Genomic DNA, 15977 nt, shown 5'->3' with positions numbered 1-15977 from the left:
GATTGGCTGGACGGCATGGCTTCAGAGCGTCGCGATCAGGCCGTACGAGCGGCCGTGGAACAAGGTCTGCTCAGCGGGAGCGAGCCCGTCGTCGCCCTCCTCGACATCGCCGGCATCCGCGCCTCCGCCGCCGCGCTCAGGGCCGCCTTCCAGGAGGTCACCACGGCCCCCGTCCTGCACGCCTTCGCCGTGAAGGCGGCCCCTCTCGTGCCCGTGCTCCGGCTGCTGGGCGCCGAGGGGATCGGTGCGGAGGTCGCGAGCCCCGGCGAGCTGGCGCTGGCCCGCGCCGCGGGGGTACCGCCCGGGCGGACCGTGCTGGACTCCCCCGCCAAGACCGAGGCCGAGCTGCGTACGGCCCTCGCCCTCGGGATCGCCGTCAACGCCGACAATCCGCAGGAGCTCGACCGCATCGACGCGCTGGTCGCCTCCTCGCCCACCACCTCGCCCCTGGGTCTGCGGGTGAACGCACAGATCGGCGCGGGAGCCATCGGGGCGCTGTCCACCGCGACCCCGACGTCGAAGTTCGGTCTCGCCCTGCGCGACGAGGGCGCCCGTGACCGGGTCGTACGGGCGTATCTCGACCGGCCGTGGCTGACCCGGCTGCACACCCACTCGGGCTCGCAGGGGCTGTCACTCGACCTCATGGTCCAGGGCGTACGGGCCGTGTACGACCTGGCGGAGGAGATCAACGCAGCCGCCGGGCGGCAGCAGATCGACACCCTCGACATCGGCGGCGGACTGCCCGTCAACTTCACCTCCGACGAGGACACTCCGGCCTTCGCCGACTACGCCCGGCTGCTGCTGCGTGAGATCCCGGGGCTGTTCGACGGCCGGTACGGCCTGGTGACCGAGTTCGGCCGGTCGCTGCTGGCCAGGCACGGCACGATCCTCGCCCGCGTCGAGTACACCAAGACGACGGGGTCCCGGCCCATCGCGATCACCCACGCGGGCGCCCAGGTGGCGGCACGGACCGTGTACGACCCGGCCTCGTGGCCGGTCCGGGTCGCCGCGTACGACGACAAGGGGTGTCCCAGGACGGGGCCCGACGTCGTCCAGGACGTCGCGGGGCCCGCCTGTTTCGCGGGGGACCTCCTTGCCGAGGCCCGGGCTCTGCCGCTTCTGTCGCAGGGCGATGTGGTGGCGGTCCTGGACACCGGGGCGTACTACTTCACGAGCCACTACGCGTACAACAGCCTCGCCCGCCCCGCCGTCCACGGTTTCCGCGCCGACGGGAACGGCGGGGTCCGCTTCATGACCGTGCGGGACGCACAGACCATGGACGAGATCGTCGCGGAGTCCGGCGGGGCACATCCGGACGCGCTGCTGGAACCGGGGGCGGAGGGCGATCCTGCGGCAGCGGGGACCACGGGCGATGACGGGCGATTGTCGTACCCCGGTGCTTCCATGGATCCATGACAAGCAGAACTGTCGTCGTCGAACGCCGGATCGCCGCGCCCGCCGAGCGCGTCTGGGAGGCCATGACCGACCTCGAGGGCATGGAGCGCGTGCTCAGCGGGGTGCAGAAGGTCGAGGTCCTCACCGACGGGGGCTTCCGGGTCGGCACCCGATGGCGGGAGACCCGGCGGATGCTGGGCAAGGAAGCCACCGAGGAGATGTACGTGACGGCGAGTGAGCCGCCCGAGCGGTATGTCGTGGAGGCCGAGTCCCACGGCACCCGCTACGTCTCGGAGTTCGAGCTGCTGCCCGTCGGACCGGTGACCACCACGGTGCGGATGACGTTCTCCGCCAGCCCGCCCGGTGGTGTCATGGGCGTGCTCGCCAAGGTCCTCGGCGGCCTGGGCGCAGGGGCCGTGAGCAAGGCGATCGCGAAGGACCTCGCCGAGGTCGCCGCCTCGGTGGAGGGCGCCGACGGGCGGGGCTGAATCCGCTCGGGACCTCCTCAAACGTACGGTGCGTCCGTGCACCTCGTACGGGCGACACCACCGCCCGTACGGCCCATCCGGACCCGACCGCAGGCATCTCCCGGGGCCATCCGGGCAGGAAGCTTCCCACCGGGGGCAGCCCCGGAAAGGGACGGGACGCGGGACGGGAAGGGTGTCTCATGGCCACATCCGCTTCCACGGAAGCACCGGAGCACCAGCCGTCGCTCAAACGGGCCATCGGCCCGAAACTCCTGATCCTCTTCGTGATCGGCGACATCCTGGGCACCGGCATCTACGCCACGACCGGCAAGGTCGCGGGAAAGGTCGGCGGCGCGCTGTGGCTGCCGTTCCTGATCGGCTTCGTCGTCGCCTTCCTGACGGCGGCGTCGTACGTGGAGCTCGTCGGCAAGTACCCGAAGGCGGCCGGCGCCGCGCTCTACACGCAGAGGGCGTTCAAACTCCCCTTCCTCACCTTCATCGTCGCCTTCATGGTGATGTGTTCGGGGCTGTCGTCGGCAAGCGCGGCGGCCCGGGCGTTCGGCGGTGACTACTTCCAGGAACTCACGGACGCCGTCCCTCCGACGCTCATCGCGGTCCTCTTCATCCTCGCCCTGGCAGCCTTGGCGCTGCGCGGTGTCTCGGAGTCCGTGAAGACCAATGTGGTTTTCACCTTTGTGGAGCTGACGGGCCTGCTGGTGGTCCTCGCGATCGGGGCCTGGGCGGTGCTGGAGGGCAGGGGGGAGCCCTCACGGCTGGGCGAGTTCCAGGCATCCGGCTCGGGATACGCGCTGATGACGAGCGTGCTGGGCGCCACGGCGCTCGCCTTCTTCGCCTTCGTCGGCTTCGAGGACTCGGTCAACATGGCCGAGGAGACGAAGGATCCGGTCCGCTCCTTCCCCCGTGCGATCTTCGTCGGCGTCGCCGTCACGGGCACGATCTATGTGCTGGTCGCCCTGGTGTCCTCGCTGCTCGTCGACCACCAGACGCTGGAGGGGTCCAGCGGCCCGCTGCTGGAGGTCGTCAAGGTGGGCGGGGTCAGCTTCCCGCCGAAGCTGTTCGCGCTGATCGCGCTCTTCGCGGTCAGCAACTCGGCACTGATCAACATCATGATGGCCTCCCGGCTCTGCTACGGCCTGGCCAACGAGAGGGTCCTGCCACCCGGCATGGGCAAGGTCCTGCCCAAGCGGCGGACACCCGTCGCCGGGATCGCCTTCGTCACCCTGCTCAGCATCGGCCTGGTGTTGACGGGGGAGATCCAGGGACTCGGCGACACCACGGCGTTCCTGCTGCTCTGCGTCTTCACCGTGGTCAATGTGGCGGTCCTGGTGCTGCGCAAGGACCGCGTCGAGCACGCCCACTTCCGCACCCCGACGGTCCTGCCGGTACTGGGCGCGATCACGTCCGTCATCCTCGCCAGCCCGCTGGCGGACCGGGCGGCGGACGTCTACATCCGGGCCGGGGTACTGCTCGCCATCGGAATCGCCCTGTGGGGTGTCAACAGGGTGTGGATGAAGCTCCGCCACGAGGAGCAGGTGACCCGAGGCTGAGCCACGCCACGAGTGGCACGCCCGGCCGGCGTTCGGCGGACCTTATCGGACCACAGGCATGTTCCGATGGAAAATGCCAGAACTCCCACCAGGGGCCACTCCGGACCGTAACCTCGTGACTACGGACGTACGTCCGAGTCGTTCGCACACGTACTGGAGGGGGAATTCCGCGTGCCCGGAATCGACGAGTGTCTGCTGCACGCGATGCGGCTGCCGGGAGTGCGCGGCGCCGCCCTCGTCGACTGGACCAGCGGACTCGCCCTCGGCACGGTCGGGGACGCCGCGGGCGACGACCACGAGACCGCCGCCACGGAGACCGCCGAGCTGGCCAGGATGGCGGCCGAGCACCCGACCTTCGCCCCGGCGGCCGACGACTTGCGGGACGGCCCCGCCAAGACGCCTCCCGTCGAGGACCTCGTCGTCACCACCCGTACGTGCTATCACGTTCTGCGCTTCGTGGAGACGAGCTTTGACAGCAGCGTGCTCCTGCATTTATGGCTCGACCGCGCCGAGGGAAATCTCGCCCTCGCACGGCTGCGGATGCGGGAACTGACGGAGCGGCTGGTGCTGGAGTGACCGTCTCCCCGATGCTGCTGCGGCTCGCCTCCGAGCGCGCCACCGGCGCCCTGTTACGGGACCGGGGCACGCTCTACCTCATCGACGGCCAGGTGGTGCACGCCGAGAGCCCCGCAGCCCCCGGGATCGAGGTCCTGCTGACCGCCGCCGGGCGGCTGCGCGCGGACGGCTGGACGGAGGCCCTCCGGGAGGCCGGGGCGCTGGGCAGGGTCGGCCGCTACCTCGTCGACAGCGGCCGGCTCTCCGGCGGCGAGCTGGAGATCTGCCACCTCGGTGCACTGTTCGACGCCGCGTTCTTCGCACTGGCCCCCAGCAGCGGGCCCTCCCGCTTCCGTTACGGCGTCGCCCACTGGATAGGGCCGGTGAGACCCGTGGCGGCAGAGGCCGTCGAACGGGAGACCTTGAGACGCCGGGCGCTCCTCGACCGGCTCTGGGCACACCCGGAGACCGACACCGCGCCCGTCGTGCCCGCCCCGCGGGCACCCGGAATCCGGGCCGCCCCCCGCCAGCGCGCCGTGCTCGACCTGGCGGACGGCGTACGGACTCCCGGCGACATCGCACGGGCCCTCGGCCGCCCCGCCTTCCACACCCTGATCGACGTCCGCCGGCTGGCCGCGGCCGGCCTCGTCGAAACCCCCGCCACCGCCGCCCCGCCCGTACCGCCACCCGATGTCGCCCGGGTCATGGAGATGTCCGCGGACCCCGACATCGCCCTGCTCCGCCGACTCCGCGACGCCCTGGAGGCAACGCTGTGATGCGCACGCTGAGGCAGCGCGCCGAGAGGAGACAGCTGATGACCGCGAGCCCCGGTGTCCTCGACGAACTCACCAGGCTGAGGACCCGGTTACCGCAGCTCACCGGTGCCCTTGCAGCCAGCGTGGACGGCCTCGTACTGGCACGGGACACCCCGGACGCGGAAGCCGAGACGGTCGCCGCGCTCACGGCGGCGGCCCTCGGCGTCGCGGTCCGGCTCACCGAGGCCACCGGGCAGGGCGGCTTCCGCGAGCTGCTCGTGCGGGGGGAGCGCGGCTATGTGGCGACGTACGCGGCCGGGGTCGCCGCCGTGCTCACCGTCACCGCGGAGCCACGCGTCAACGTCGGCCGGCTGCATCTCGAAGCACGCCGCACCGGCGCGCGCATAGGCGAGCTCGTCGACGGCGCGCTCGACCGTCTCGACCCGAACACCACACAACCCAGATGAGTCCATCGAAAACGAAAGGCACCACCATGGCCAACACCGAAACCGCCCTCAAGGAAGCGATGGCCTCGATCGAGGGCGTCGTCGGCGTCGCCCTGGTCGACTACACCAGCGGCATGGCACTCGGCACACTGGGCGGCGGCAAACATCTCGACCTGACGGTCGCCGCCGCGGGCAACACCGACGTGGTGCGCGCGAAGCTGCGCGCGATGGAGATGCTGGGTCTCCAGGACGAGATCGAGGACATCCTCATCAGCCTCGGCACGCAGTACCACCTGATCCGCCTTCTCAAAGCGCGCGGAGGCAACGGCCTGTTCCTGTACCTGGCGCTCGACGTCAAGCGCGCAAACCTGGCGATGGCCCGCCACCAGCTGCGGAAGATCGAGGCGGAACTCGAGGTCTGACGCGCCATCGCCTTCCTCAGCGGCGCCGCGCCCCACGGGGCGCGGCGTCGCCGGCGTCCGGGCCGATGTCGTCCGGTGATCCTTCACCTTCACCAGGGCACGCACGGACCGCCCCCCGGCTCGGGCCGCCCCCTTGCCGCTCCGCCCTCAGCGCCCGGTGGCAACCGCCGCGACGAGGGCGCACCTCCCGGCGTACAGCCCGGTCCGGCTGCCCGGTTCGGCTGCCCGGTCCGGCTGCCCCGTCGGCATCCCGTGCGGCATGCAGTGACGGCCCGCCGGCCCCGTGCGCCTTCCGGCGACAGGGCACGCCTCGCGGCACGGGTGCGCGAAAAGGTCTTCATGGGGAAGGGGGTGCGTCGGCGGTGCCGGCGCACCCCCGGCCGCTTCCCGACAGCTTCCCGGCCGCCTCCCGGCCGCCTTCCGTACCTGGGCGTCGCCTGCTGTGGGGCAGCACGCCTACTCCACGAACAGACCCCGCTCCGCGGCCCGTACGTCGAACTCCTCCAGCCGCGCCTGGGCGTCCGGCAGGTCGTCGCACATCGCCTCCAGCAGCACCCGTCCCAGCAGCATCGGCGCGCAGGCCGTGTCGAAGGCGAGGCCCGTGCCGACCGCGGCCGGGATCAGCAGGTCGCTGTGGGCGGCGACCGGAGCGAAGGCCGAATCGGCGACCGTGACGACCTTCAGCCCGGTCGAGCGGGCACAGGCCAGGGCCTCCACGACCTCCTTCGGATGGCGCGGCAGGGCGAAGCACAGCAGCGCGCTCGCCCCCGCGCGGCGGGCGGCGTCGACACGGTCGGCGAGCATCGTCCCTCCCTCGTCGAGGAGGCGTACGTCCGGATGGACCTTGGACGCGAAGTACGTGAACCCGCGGGCCTGGGAGGACGCGGCGCGCAGACCGAGGACCGGGAGCGGGCGGGAGGCGGCGAGGATCCGGCCGGCCCGTTCGACGGGGGCGGGGTCGGCCAGCATCTCGGCGAGGTGCCGCAGATTCTCGATCTCGGCGTGGACGGCCTGCTGGTACTCGTTGAACGCGTCCTTGTCCGTGGCCGGCTCGGCGGGCGCGACCTCGCGCAGATGGCGGCGCAGCGCCGGGTAGCCGTCGAAGCCGAGCGCGACGGCGAAGCGGGTGACGGAGGGCTGACTGACCCCGGCGAGCTCGGCCAGTTCCACGCTGGACAGAAACGCCACGTCGCCGGCGCGACGCACCATGCAGTGGGCGATACGGCGCTGGGTGGGCGTGAGCCGGTGCCCCTCGAAGAGCTGCTGCAGTCGTGCGGCAGGGCTGGTCTCGCTCATGCCGTCCCCCGTCCTCGGTACACCGGCCCATCCATTCAGTTCCATAGAACTCTGCATGAGTGTATGCAGCCAGGCAAGGCGGCCGGGGAGGAACAGGAAGAGTGAAGGCCGCCGAGGAGTCCCCACTCCTCGGCGGCCTTCGGCGCAGAGCCCGGGCGCGGGTGCACGGCACATCCGGGACCATGGCGGTGCGGGTCGCGCTGCCGCACCGTGTCAGGCGCCGGGGGTCGCGTCCACGTGCGCCATCGCGCCGTAGGGGACGAAGCCGGTCCCGCCCGCCTCGGCCGTACCGGGGTCATCAACTCCACCCCGTGCCCCGGGCGATACCCGGTGGGACCCCGAAGAGGGGGGCCAGCCCCACCGACACCGCCGCCCCCGCTCCCTACCGTGGGCGGCATGGAAGCCAGCGACCATGAGCTCACCAAGGAGCTCGACGCCACCCTCCATGCCCGCCGCGAACTGGGCACGGAGTACGAGTCCGTGCTGATCGAGTCCTTCCTGGAGAAGGTCGAGCAGCACATGGAGACCACGATCGACCGCCGCGTACGGCGGCATCTGGCGGAGCAGCAGGTGACCGCCGCAAGGGGCGGGCGTCCCGGGCGGTCCGGGAAGGCCTCTGCGGAGAACTTCGGCGAGCGGTTCGGCTTCGGGATCGTCACGATGATCCTCGCCGTGCCGCTGTCGGCGATCGGCGCGGCCCACGCCGGCCTGGAGGGCCTGCTGGTCGCCTGGGCGGGCATCGTCGGCGTCAACGCGGTCCATGCCTTCCACGACCGCGTGCCCCTGGGCCGCGTACGCCCCGGCCCCCACGAGAAGTCCGGCCAGGATTACTGAGGGTGGACCGTAGCTTCGCAAAAGTGGTACGAGCGCGACACGTTGGCGCAGCACACGCTTAACACACGTCCTGCACATTGATGGGTGTCGGCGTCAAGGACCTCCGGAGCGGCTCCCGGACCTCCATGGACGCCCGGACGTGAGGCCGGCCCTGACCCGGACCGCGTCCCTCGCGGGGACCGCCGTCGTCCCGCCCCCCGGCTCACCGGGGGTGCGGCGGTCCCCGCGCACGAACCTCTCGTGCTGCTGCGTCGTTACTTGCTCTCGCTCCGGGCGAGGAAGGACAGCAGGTCCTGCCTGCTCACCACGCCCGTCGGCTTGCCCTCGACCAGCACGATCGCCGCGTCCGCCACGCCGAGCACGGACATCAGGTCGCCGACCGGCTCACCGGAGCCGACCTGCGGAAGAGGCGGGCTCATGTGCTTCTCGAGCGGGTCGTTCAGCGAGGCCCGCTGCGTGAACAGCGCGTCCAGCAGCTCCCGCTCCACGACCGAACCGATGACCTCTGCGGCCATGACGTCCGGGTGCCCGGCGCCCGGCTTCACGATCGGCATCTGGGAGACGCCGTACTCCCGCAGGACGTCGATGGCCTGGCCGACCGTCTCCTCTGGGTGCATGTGCACCAGCGACGGCAGCCCGCCTTCCTTGTGCTCCAGGACGTCGCAGACCCGGGGCTCGTCGCCGGCCTGGTCCAGGAAGCCGTAGTCGTTCATCCACTCGTCGTTGAAGATCTTCGAGAGGTAGCCGCGCCCGCTGTCCGGGAGCAGCACGACCACGACGTCGTCCGGGCCGAGCCCCTCGGCGACGCGCAGCGCCGCGGCGACGGCCATGCCGCAGGAGCCGCCGACCAGCAGGCCCTCCTCCTTGGCGAGGCGGCGGGTCATCTGGAAGGAGTCCTTGTCGGACACCGCGACGATCTCGTCGGTGACGTTCGGGTCGTAGGCGGTGGGCCAGAAGTCCTCACCGACGCCCTCGACGAGATACGGCCGGCCGGAGCCGCCGGAGTAGACGGACCCCTCGGGGTCGGCGCCGACGACCCGCACCTTGCCGCCGCTGGCCTCCTTCAGATAGCGGCCGGTGCCGGAAATCGTGCCGCCGGTGCCCACACCCGCGACGAAATGGGTGATCTTCCCCTCAGTCTGTTCCCACAGTTCGGGACCGGTGGTCTCGTAGTGCGAACGCGGGTTGTTGGGGTTGGAGTACTGGTCGGGCTTCCAGGCACCCGGCGTCTCCTGCACCAGCCGGTCCGAGACGTTGTAGTACGAGTCCGGGTGATCGGGGTCGACCGCCGTCGGGCAGACGACGACCTCGGCCCCGTAGGCACGCAGGACGTTGATCTTGTCCGTGGACACCTTGTCAGGGCATACGAAGATGCACTTGTAGCCCTTCTGCTGGGCCACGATGGCGAGGCCCACGCCGGTGTTGCCGCTGGTCGGCTCCACGATCGTGCCGCCCGGCTCGAGCTCTCCGCTCTGCTCTGCGGCCTCGATCATGCGCAGCGCGATGCGGTCCTTCACCGAGCCGCCGGGGTTGAAGTACTCGACCTTGGCGAGAACCGTCGCCTGAATGCCCGCTGTCACGCTGTTGAGCTTCAGCAGCGGGGTATTGCCAACCAGACTGATCATCGAGTCGTGGAATTGCACCGTAAGTCTCCGGGATCTCCGTAGTGGTCCCGCCAGCGTATGCGCACCGGAGCGAGATTGGGCGACGGTCGTTACGGGGCAGTTAGCTCTTGTATGACGGCGCGGCTACGGAAGGTGGCTGGGACTGTGTCGAGGGCAAGGGTGGCGCGGCGCATCGCGGCGGGCGCGGCATACGGCGGCGGCGGAATCGGCCTGCTCGGAGCCGCGGCGGTGGGTGTGGTGCTGGCCGAGGTGCAGCTGGCGAAACGGTCGGTGCGCGGTGGCACCGCCCCGCTCCCGCCGCACCCGGACGGGCTGTACGGAACGTCGTACGGCCCGTCGGAGCCGCTGAGGCTTGTCCTCCTGGGTGACTCGACCGCGGTCGGCCAGGGGGTGCGGCGGGCGGGGCAGACACCGGGGGCGCTGCTCGCCTCGGGGTTCGCGGCCGTGGCCGAGCGGCCCGTGGAACTGCGGATCGTGGCGGAGCCGGGAGCCAGGTCCGACGATCTGGAGCGGCAGGTCGGCCGGGCGCTGCTGGATCCGGGGCGGACCCCGGACGTCTGCGTGATCATGATCGGCGCGAACGACGTCACGCACCGGATGCCGCCGACGCAGTCGGTGCGCCATCTGTCGGCGGCCGTGCGACGGCTGCGCACGGCGGGCGCCGAGGTGGTGGTGGGCACCTGCCCGGATCTCGGCACCATCGAGCCGGTGTACCAGCCGCTGCGCTGGCTGGCGCGCCGGGTCTCGCGCCAGCTCGCGGCGGCGCAGACGATCGTGGCGGTGGAACAGGGCGGCCGCACGGTCTCGCTGGGCGACCTGCTGGGCCCGGAGTTCGCGGCGAACCCGCGCGAACTCTTCGGCCCCGACAACTACCACCCCTCCGCCGAGGGCTACGCGACGGCGGCGATGGCGGTCCTGCCGACCCTCTGCGCGGTGCTCGGCCTCTGGCCGGAGTCCGACCGGCTCGACGCCGGCCGCCACGAGGGCATGCTGCCGGTCGCCAAGGCGGCGGCGGAGGCGGCGAGCGAGGCGGGCACCGAGGTGACGGGCGCCCGCGCCCCCTGGGCCCTCCTCAAGCACCGCAGGCGGCGGCGTCTGCCGACCTCTGTCCCCACGAAGCTCGCGGCGCCGACGGCGGACACCTGGCCCGCCGAGCTGCACGGCTCCGACTGACCCCGGAACGGGACGAATGGTCCGCGCCGCCCCGCACGGGCGGCGTGGCCGAACCCGGCTCCGTAAGCGAGCGCTTAGAAAAGAGGCCCGCATCACACGGTCCGTACGGTGACCCGCGCGATACGTAGGGGTAACTTCCCACTCAGACTTGCCTGACAGCCGCACTTCCCTCTGGAGCCGTGATGCCCGAAGCCGTGATCGTCTCTGCCGCCCGCACCCCGATCGGCCGGGCCTTCAAGGGCTCGCTGAAGGACCTGCGGCCGGACGACCTGACCGCGACCATCATCCAGGCCGCGCTCGCCAAGGTCCCCGAGCTCGACCCGAAGGACATAGACGACCTGATGCTCGGCTGTGGCCTGCCCGGCGGGGAGCAGGGTCACAACCTGGGCCGCATCGTCGCCGTGCAGATGGGCATGGACCACCTCCCGGGCTGCACGGTCACGCGCTACTGCTCGTCCTCGCTGCAGACCTCCCGCATGGCGCTGCACGCCATCAAGGCCGGCGAGGGCGACGTCTTCATCTCGGCCGGTGTCGAGATGGTCTCCCGCTCCGTGAAGGGCAGTTCCGACGGTCTGCCCGACACCCACAACCCGCTCTTCGCCGAGGCCGAGGCCCGCACCGCGGCCGTCGCCGCGAGCGAGGGCTCGAGCTGGCACGACCCGCGCGAGGACGGCCTGATCCCGGACGCGTACATCGCGATGGGCCAGACCGCCGAGAACCTGGCCCGCCTCAAGGGCGTGACCCGCCAGGACATGGACGAGTTCGGCGTACGGTCGCAGAACCTGGCCGAGGAAGCGATCAAGAACGGCTTCTGGGAGCGCGAGATCACCCCGGTGACCCTCCCGGACGGCACCGTCGTGAGCAAGGACGACGGCCCGCGCGCCGGCGTCACCCTGGAGGGCGTCCAGGGCCTGAAGCCGGTGTTCCGCCCCGACGGCATGGTGACGGCCGGCAACTGCTGCCCGCTCAACGACGGCGCCGCCGCGCTCGTGATCATGTCCGACACCAAGGCGCGCGAGCTCGGGCTGACCCCGCTGGCCCGGATCGTCTCCACCGGCGTCTCCGGCCTGTCTCCCGAGATCATGGGTTACGGCCCGGTAGAGGCCTCCAAGCAGGCGCTGAGCCGCGCCGGTCTGACCATCGGCGACATCGACCTGGCCGAGATCAACGAGGCGTTCGCGGCCCAGGTCATCCCGTCCTACCGGGATCTGGGCATCCCGCTGGACAAGCTCAACGTCAACGGCGGCGCGATCGCCGTCGGTCACCCCTTCGGCATGACCGGCGCCCGCATCACGGGCACGCTGATCAACAGCCTGCAGTTCCACGACAAGCAGTTCGGCCTGGAGACGATGTGCGTGGGCGGCGGCCAGGGCATGGCCATGGTGATCGAGCGCCTCAGCTGATCCCCCGGCCGGGCCGCTGACCTGCCCGGTCGAGCGGAACCCCGTCCCGCGGAAAGGGCTTTCCCAATCCCGTCGCGTCCCAGCCGTGACCTAATCTCCCCCAGGATGTGACCTTTCTCCTGGGGGAGATGCGTTTCCCCAGGTCACTGGGGCTCGAGCGGTAAACATCAACCCCAATTTCCTGTCCCTTTCGTGACGTAATGCACTGACACCAGGCACGGGCTCACGACAAGCTGATGTAGTAAGTCGGGGAATCCATTGAAACCGGGAGTACGTCAGTGAGCGCCATGTCCCTCGCCCTCATGCTGACCGCGGCCACCGCCACGGCCGTGGGCGCCGCTGCCCTGCACGCCGCTCACGGGCTGCGCAAGCAGGTCACGGCCCTGCGTACGGAGCTGGCTGCCGTGAACAGCGCGGAAACCGCCCTGTTCGCCGCAGCCGTGCCGCAGGCCCGCACCGCCCCTGCCGACGAGATACGCGCGGCCGTCGCCGAGGCGCTCGCCGAGGAGCGGGAGCGGGAGCTGGCCGAGGCGCGCGCCTTCTGGGCCGCCCAGGAGGCCCGTGACGCCGCGGACGCCCCGACGCTGCTCGGCGGCTCGGCCGGGCTCGGCGAGGAGCTCCCCCCGCTGTTCATCCCCCGCCAGGCCGACTTCGCGGGGCTCGAGGCGATGGACCTGGAGGCCGTCGAGGCGCTCGACGCACTGGCCGAGCTGCCCGAGTTCTGTGAGCCGCCCGCCGAGTTCGCCGAGGACTCCCCGGAGCTGGCCGCCGCCCGCCGCAGGCACCCCTCGCATCCCGACTTCGTCCCCGTCCAGACACCCGTGGTGACCGACCATGAGCGCACCGTGGCCCGGCTGGAGGAGCTCGCAGAGACCGCCACGGCGCTCGCCGACGTACGCCCCGGGCCGCTCGGCACCCTCGATGTGTACGTCTTCGCCGACGGCACGACGCTCTGCATGACGCCCGGCCACCGGGAGACGGCCGAGCGGCTCGCAGAGGCGCTGCGCAACGGTGAGACGCCGGTTCTGCTGGGCGGGTCGGGCGTCTCCGGCGCGTACGCCCTGACCTTCTCCTGCGGTTCTGGCGAGAACGTCTACATCCTCGCGGACCGCGTCATCGCCTCGCTCTAGCCGGCGCCGCCCCGAGCCACGGCAGCGACAGCCGCAGCCACCGCCACCGCCACCGCCCGGCGGCCGTCCAGGCCGACCCTGACCCCGCAGCCGCCTACAGCATCGCCCTGAGGCGCACCCCCGCCTCCTCCACGAATCCCACGGCTTCGCCCAGGTCCTCCGGCGAGGCCGCTGTCGTACGCAGAGACTCGGCCAAATCCGTCGCCGCCACCACAAGTTGGTCCGCGACCGCGAAAACACCCGTTTCCGGCATGATCCTCGGCTCCCCGTCCGGGGTCTCGAGCCGCTGCGCCCGGAGCGCCAACTCCCTTGCGAGCGCGAGACCTTCGGCTGCAGCACCACGCTGCAGCCGGCTCTGCGGGGCGGCCCGCAACCGGTCGGCGATCCGCTCCACGGCGGTCGTCAGAGGTGTCGTATCAAGCACTCCGCGACCCTATGCGCCGGTGCGGGACTGTTGCCAATACGCGAACACTCAGGCACGGTGACGTGAAGGACCACACGCGCAAAGCGTCCGGAGGCGCCGATGTCCCAAGTCTTCTCCGAAGAGACCCATCGCAATCTGCTCTCCCGCATCCCTCATTGCACCGGCCGTGAAGTCGCCGACTGGCTGCGTACCGTCGAGGAAGGCCCCGCTCTCTTCCGCTTGGAGGAGAAGGTCAGCTGGCTGCGGAGCGAACACAATCTCGCGTACGGACATGCGAAAGCGATCATCCATGAGTACGACCTGAGGCGAGCCGCGCGCAAGCTGCAATAACCAGGACGTACGCAAGTGCGACAACGAGAAGGGCCCGCCCGGCGCCAGCCGGGACGGGCCCTTCGTAGCTCAGCCGGCTACGGGTGGCTCACCCGCGTCAGTCGTCGCCCTGCAGGATCGACAGCAGACGCAGCATCTCCAGGTAGATCCACACCAGGGTCAGGGTGAGGCCGAAGGCCGCCAGCCAGGACTCCTCGCGCGGAGCGCCGTAGGTGATGCCGTCCTCGACCTGCTTGAAGTCCAGGGCGAGGAAGCAGGCACCGAGGATGATGCCGATGACACCGAACAGGATGCCGAGGCCACCGCTACGGAAGCCGAGACCGTCACCGCCGCCGAAGACGGCGAACAGCATGTTGACGGCCATCAGCAGCAGGAAGCCGATCGCGGCCGCCATCACGAAGCCGTAGAAACGGCGGGTGACGCGGATCCAGCGCATCTTGTACGCGATCAGCACACCGGCGAAGACCGCCATGGTGCCGAGCACGGCCTGGGCCACCACACCGTTGGCGATGTAGGTGGAGACGGCGCTGGAGATCACGCCGAGGAAGACACCCTCGAACGCCGCGTAGGAAATGATCAGCGCGGGCGAGGCCTTGCGCTTGAAGGACTGGACCATCGCCAGCACGAACGCCACCAGCGCGGCGCCGATGGCGATCCCGTACGACTTGCCGATGTTGGCCTGGTCGACGGGCAGCAGCACCCACGACAGGACGGCCGTGAGCACGACGGTGCCGAGCGTCATGGCGGTGCGCGCCACGACGTCGTCGATCGTCATCACATTGGTGCGGGCGGGCGCCTGCGGCGGGGCACCCAGCTGGGCGTCCGCGGGCGCGTAAGGGTTGGTGGCGTACGGGTTGGTCCCGACGGCGGGGCCCCCGGCCTGCGGCGCGGTGTTGAAGCCCGCGTGGCCGTTGTCGCGGCTGAACCCCCGTCGCGAGAAGACCGGGTTGCTGCTCCTCATCTCACTCCTCCATGGCCACCCTGCGCGGCCTTGACACAAGAGTAATGCGGGGGCAAAGACATCGGCCTAGTGCTGAGGGAGGATCTTTCCTCGATCGTGACGGGACGGACACGCTGGGACCCGTGCCGCCTCGCGCGTGCCACGGCCGGGTCCGGCCGGGTCCGGTCCGGCCCGACGAGATCAGCATGGGCCGATCGGGGGGTTTTGACATGAAATGCCCTACCGGGTGAGGCACCGGCCGCGACGGTGGCGGCGAGCGGCCTCGCGCACGGCGGGCGGGCGCGGGCCGGGGGCAGGGCGGACTGCCTCCAGGCGGTCGCCCTGGACGCGGCAGCGCCCTGGGCGCGGCAGCGGCCTGGGCGCGGCAGCGGCCTGGGCGCGGCAGCGGCCTGGGCGCGGCGGGCGGGTGCACTCCCTGGACCCGCCGGGCCGACCGAGTGGCGCGACCCGCAGGCGGACCGCCGGACCGTTCGCGGCCCGGCCGGGCGCGGGCCCCCGCATGACCGGGCGCCGCGCGGGACCTACGCACTCGCGCGGGACCTACGCACTACCTACGCGCTCATCGACGGCACGGGCCACGCACTCTTCGGCATCGGTCGGGACGCCGAGAGCGGGCGGCGAGGACGACGCGTGGAACGGCCGAGCGCGTCACGTGACGTTCGCATCGATGAGGGCCGGTTCCGGGATGAACGATCGCCACCGCCATCGCGCCGGAATGCCCGAGTAGACCTTCAAGAATTCAACGATTCAGCTCGCGCCAGCCGGTGGTGGACGTGCCCGGAGCCGGACTCGAACCGGCACGGCCCGAAGGCCAGCGAGGTTTAAGCTCGCCGTGTCTGCATTCCACCATCCGGGCTTGGTGCGCGGCCCTGCATCGGCACACGAGCCTATCCGGGCGGATCCCCCGGACAGCGGAGTCCCGACCCGATGTTGTCTTATTTTATTGACGTCTGAGTGTGCGTCAGCACGAGCGAGGGGCAGTTTGCCCCAGCCCCCGCCCCGCCTCACGCCCGCCCGGCCCCACGTCCGGGAATGACGGAAAGTCGCCGCCCGGATGCGCAGAAGAACGGGCGCCGGTGGCGCGGGACATCCCCGAAGGGCTCCCGGGGACGCCGTCATACCAAAGGAGGACGGACGTCCCGTGCCGTCAGACCCAAGACGGCCCCGGGAACGGGCACCGGGACGGACGATCC

General features: G+C 71.1%; 16 protein-coding genes and 1 tRNA gene. 12 read left to right on the top strand and 5 right to left on the bottom strand.

Going from position 1 to position 15977, the window contains the following annotated elements; translation table 11 throughout:
• Positions 1-15 precede the first annotated feature (15 nt).
• The 7 genes from ACFU5O_RS29885 (at position 16) to ACFU5O_RS29855 (ending at position 5608) form a co-directional block, all read left to right on the top strand.
• Complete coding sequence (locus ACFU5O_RS29885) at positions 16-1416, top strand: diaminopimelate decarboxylase (RefSeq protein ID WP_384245237.1); 1401 nt, start codon at positions 16-18, stop codon at positions 1414-1416.
• Complete coding sequence (locus ACFU5O_RS29880) at positions 1413-1883, top strand: SRPBCC family protein (protein WP_384245236.1); 471 nt, start codon at positions 1413-1415, stop codon at positions 1881-1883. Before ACFU5O_RS29885 ends, ACFU5O_RS29880 begins: the two co-directional genes overlap by 4 nt.
• 179 nt (positions 1884-2062) lie before the next feature.
• The gene (locus ACFU5O_RS29875) at positions 2063-3430 is read left to right on the top strand and encodes an APC family permease (RefSeq protein WP_384245234.1); all 1368 of its coding nucleotides are present in this window, start codon (positions 2063-2065) and stop codon (positions 3428-3430) included.
• A gap of 171 nt (positions 3431-3601) precedes the next feature.
• Positions 3602-4006 carry a hypothetical protein gene (locus ACFU5O_RS29870; RefSeq protein WP_384245233.1) on the top strand — a complete coding sequence of 135 codons (405 nt, stop codon included), beginning with the start codon at positions 3602-3604 and terminating at the stop codon, positions 4004-4006.
• A gap of 11 nt (positions 4007-4017) precedes the next feature.
• Entirely contained in the window at positions 4018-4761 is a 744-nt protein-coding gene (locus ACFU5O_RS29865; RefSeq protein ID WP_384245322.1) for a transcriptional regulator, read from the top strand.
• Between the two features lie 38 nt (positions 4762-4799).
• Positions 4800-5207 carry a roadblock/LC7 domain-containing protein gene (locus ACFU5O_RS29860; RefSeq protein ID WP_384245232.1) on the top strand — a complete coding sequence of 136 codons (408 nt, stop codon included), beginning with the start codon at positions 4800-4802 and terminating at the stop codon, positions 5205-5207.
• Positions 5208-5233: 26 nt separating this feature from the next.
• Positions 5234-5608, top strand: coding sequence for a hypothetical protein (locus tag ACFU5O_RS29855; protein ID WP_384245231.1), 375 nt, complete (start codon positions 5234-5236; stop codon positions 5606-5608).
• Between the two features lie 456 nt (positions 5609-6064).
• On the opposite strand, the gene ACFU5O_RS29850 is transcribed toward ACFU5O_RS29855, so the two are convergent.
• Positions 6065-6904, bottom strand: a complete 840-nt coding sequence (locus ACFU5O_RS29850; RefSeq protein WP_384245230.1) for a MurR/RpiR family transcriptional regulator — start codon at positions 6902-6904, stop codon at positions 6065-6067.
• Positions 6905-7300: 396 nt separating this feature from the next.
• Between ACFU5O_RS29850 and ACFU5O_RS29845 the strand changes: the two genes are divergently transcribed.
• The gene (locus ACFU5O_RS29845; RefSeq protein WP_384245229.1) at positions 7301-7738 is read left to right on the top strand and encodes a hypothetical protein; all 438 of its coding nucleotides are present in this window, start codon (positions 7301-7303) and stop codon (positions 7736-7738) included.
• A gap of 254 nt (positions 7739-7992) precedes the next feature.
• On the opposite strand, the gene ACFU5O_RS29840 is transcribed toward ACFU5O_RS29845, so the two are convergent.
• Positions 7993-9381: a cystathionine beta-synthase gene (locus tag ACFU5O_RS29840; protein WP_384245227.1), complete on the bottom strand. Its 1389-nt coding sequence runs from the start codon at positions 9379-9381 to the stop codon at positions 7993-7995.
• Between the two features lie 141 nt (positions 9382-9522).
• Here ACFU5O_RS29840 and ACFU5O_RS29835 point away from each other — a divergent pair, with 141 nt between their 5' ends.
• The 3 genes from ACFU5O_RS29835 (at position 9523) to ACFU5O_RS29825 (ending at position 13069) form a co-directional block, all read left to right on the top strand.
• Positions 9523-10536, top strand: a complete 1014-nt coding sequence (locus ACFU5O_RS29835) for an SGNH/GDSL hydrolase family protein (protein ID WP_384245321.1) — start codon at positions 9523-9525, stop codon at positions 10534-10536.
• 182 nt (positions 10537-10718) lie between these two features.
• The gene (locus ACFU5O_RS29830; protein WP_384245226.1) at positions 10719-11939 is read left to right on the top strand and encodes an acetyl-CoA C-acetyltransferase; all 1221 of its coding nucleotides are present in this window, start codon (positions 10719-10721) and stop codon (positions 11937-11939) included.
• A gap of 302 nt (positions 11940-12241) precedes the next feature.
• Entirely contained in the window at positions 12242-13069 is an 828-nt protein-coding gene (locus ACFU5O_RS29825) for a hypothetical protein (protein WP_384245320.1), read from the top strand.
• A gap of 94 nt (positions 13070-13163) precedes the next feature.
• On the opposite strand, the gene ACFU5O_RS29820 is transcribed toward ACFU5O_RS29825, so the two are convergent.
• Positions 13164-13493: a hypothetical protein gene (locus ACFU5O_RS29820; RefSeq protein WP_384245225.1), complete on the bottom strand. Its 330-nt coding sequence runs from the start codon at positions 13491-13493 to the stop codon at positions 13164-13166.
• A gap of 99 nt (positions 13494-13592) precedes the next feature.
• On the opposite strand from ACFU5O_RS29820, the gene ACFU5O_RS29815 reads away from it, so the two are divergent.
• Complete coding sequence (locus ACFU5O_RS29815; RefSeq protein WP_384245223.1) at positions 13593-13823, top strand: DUF4287 domain-containing protein; 231 nt, start codon at positions 13593-13595, stop codon at positions 13821-13823.
• A gap of 97 nt (positions 13824-13920) precedes the next feature.
• Here ACFU5O_RS29815 and ACFU5O_RS29810 read toward each other — a convergent pair whose 3' ends face one another.
• Positions 13921-14784, bottom strand: coding sequence for a Bax inhibitor-1/YccA family protein (locus tag ACFU5O_RS29810; RefSeq protein WP_384245222.1), 864 nt, complete (start codon positions 14782-14784; stop codon positions 13921-13923).
• A 774-nt stretch (positions 14785-15558) separates the two neighbouring features.
• A tRNA-Leu gene (locus tag ACFU5O_RS29805) sits at positions 15559-15640 on the bottom strand.
• Positions 15641-15977: the final 337 nt, after the last annotated feature.

The organism is Streptomyces sp. NPDC057445 (genome assembly GCF_042802855.1).
In the GTDB taxonomy this organism is placed as follows: domain Bacteria; phylum Actinomycetota; class Actinomycetes; order Streptomycetales; family Streptomycetaceae; genus Streptomyces.
The sequence above is the reverse complement of the archived record's forward strand: the minus strand, read 5'-3'. Positions and strand labels throughout refer to the sequence as shown.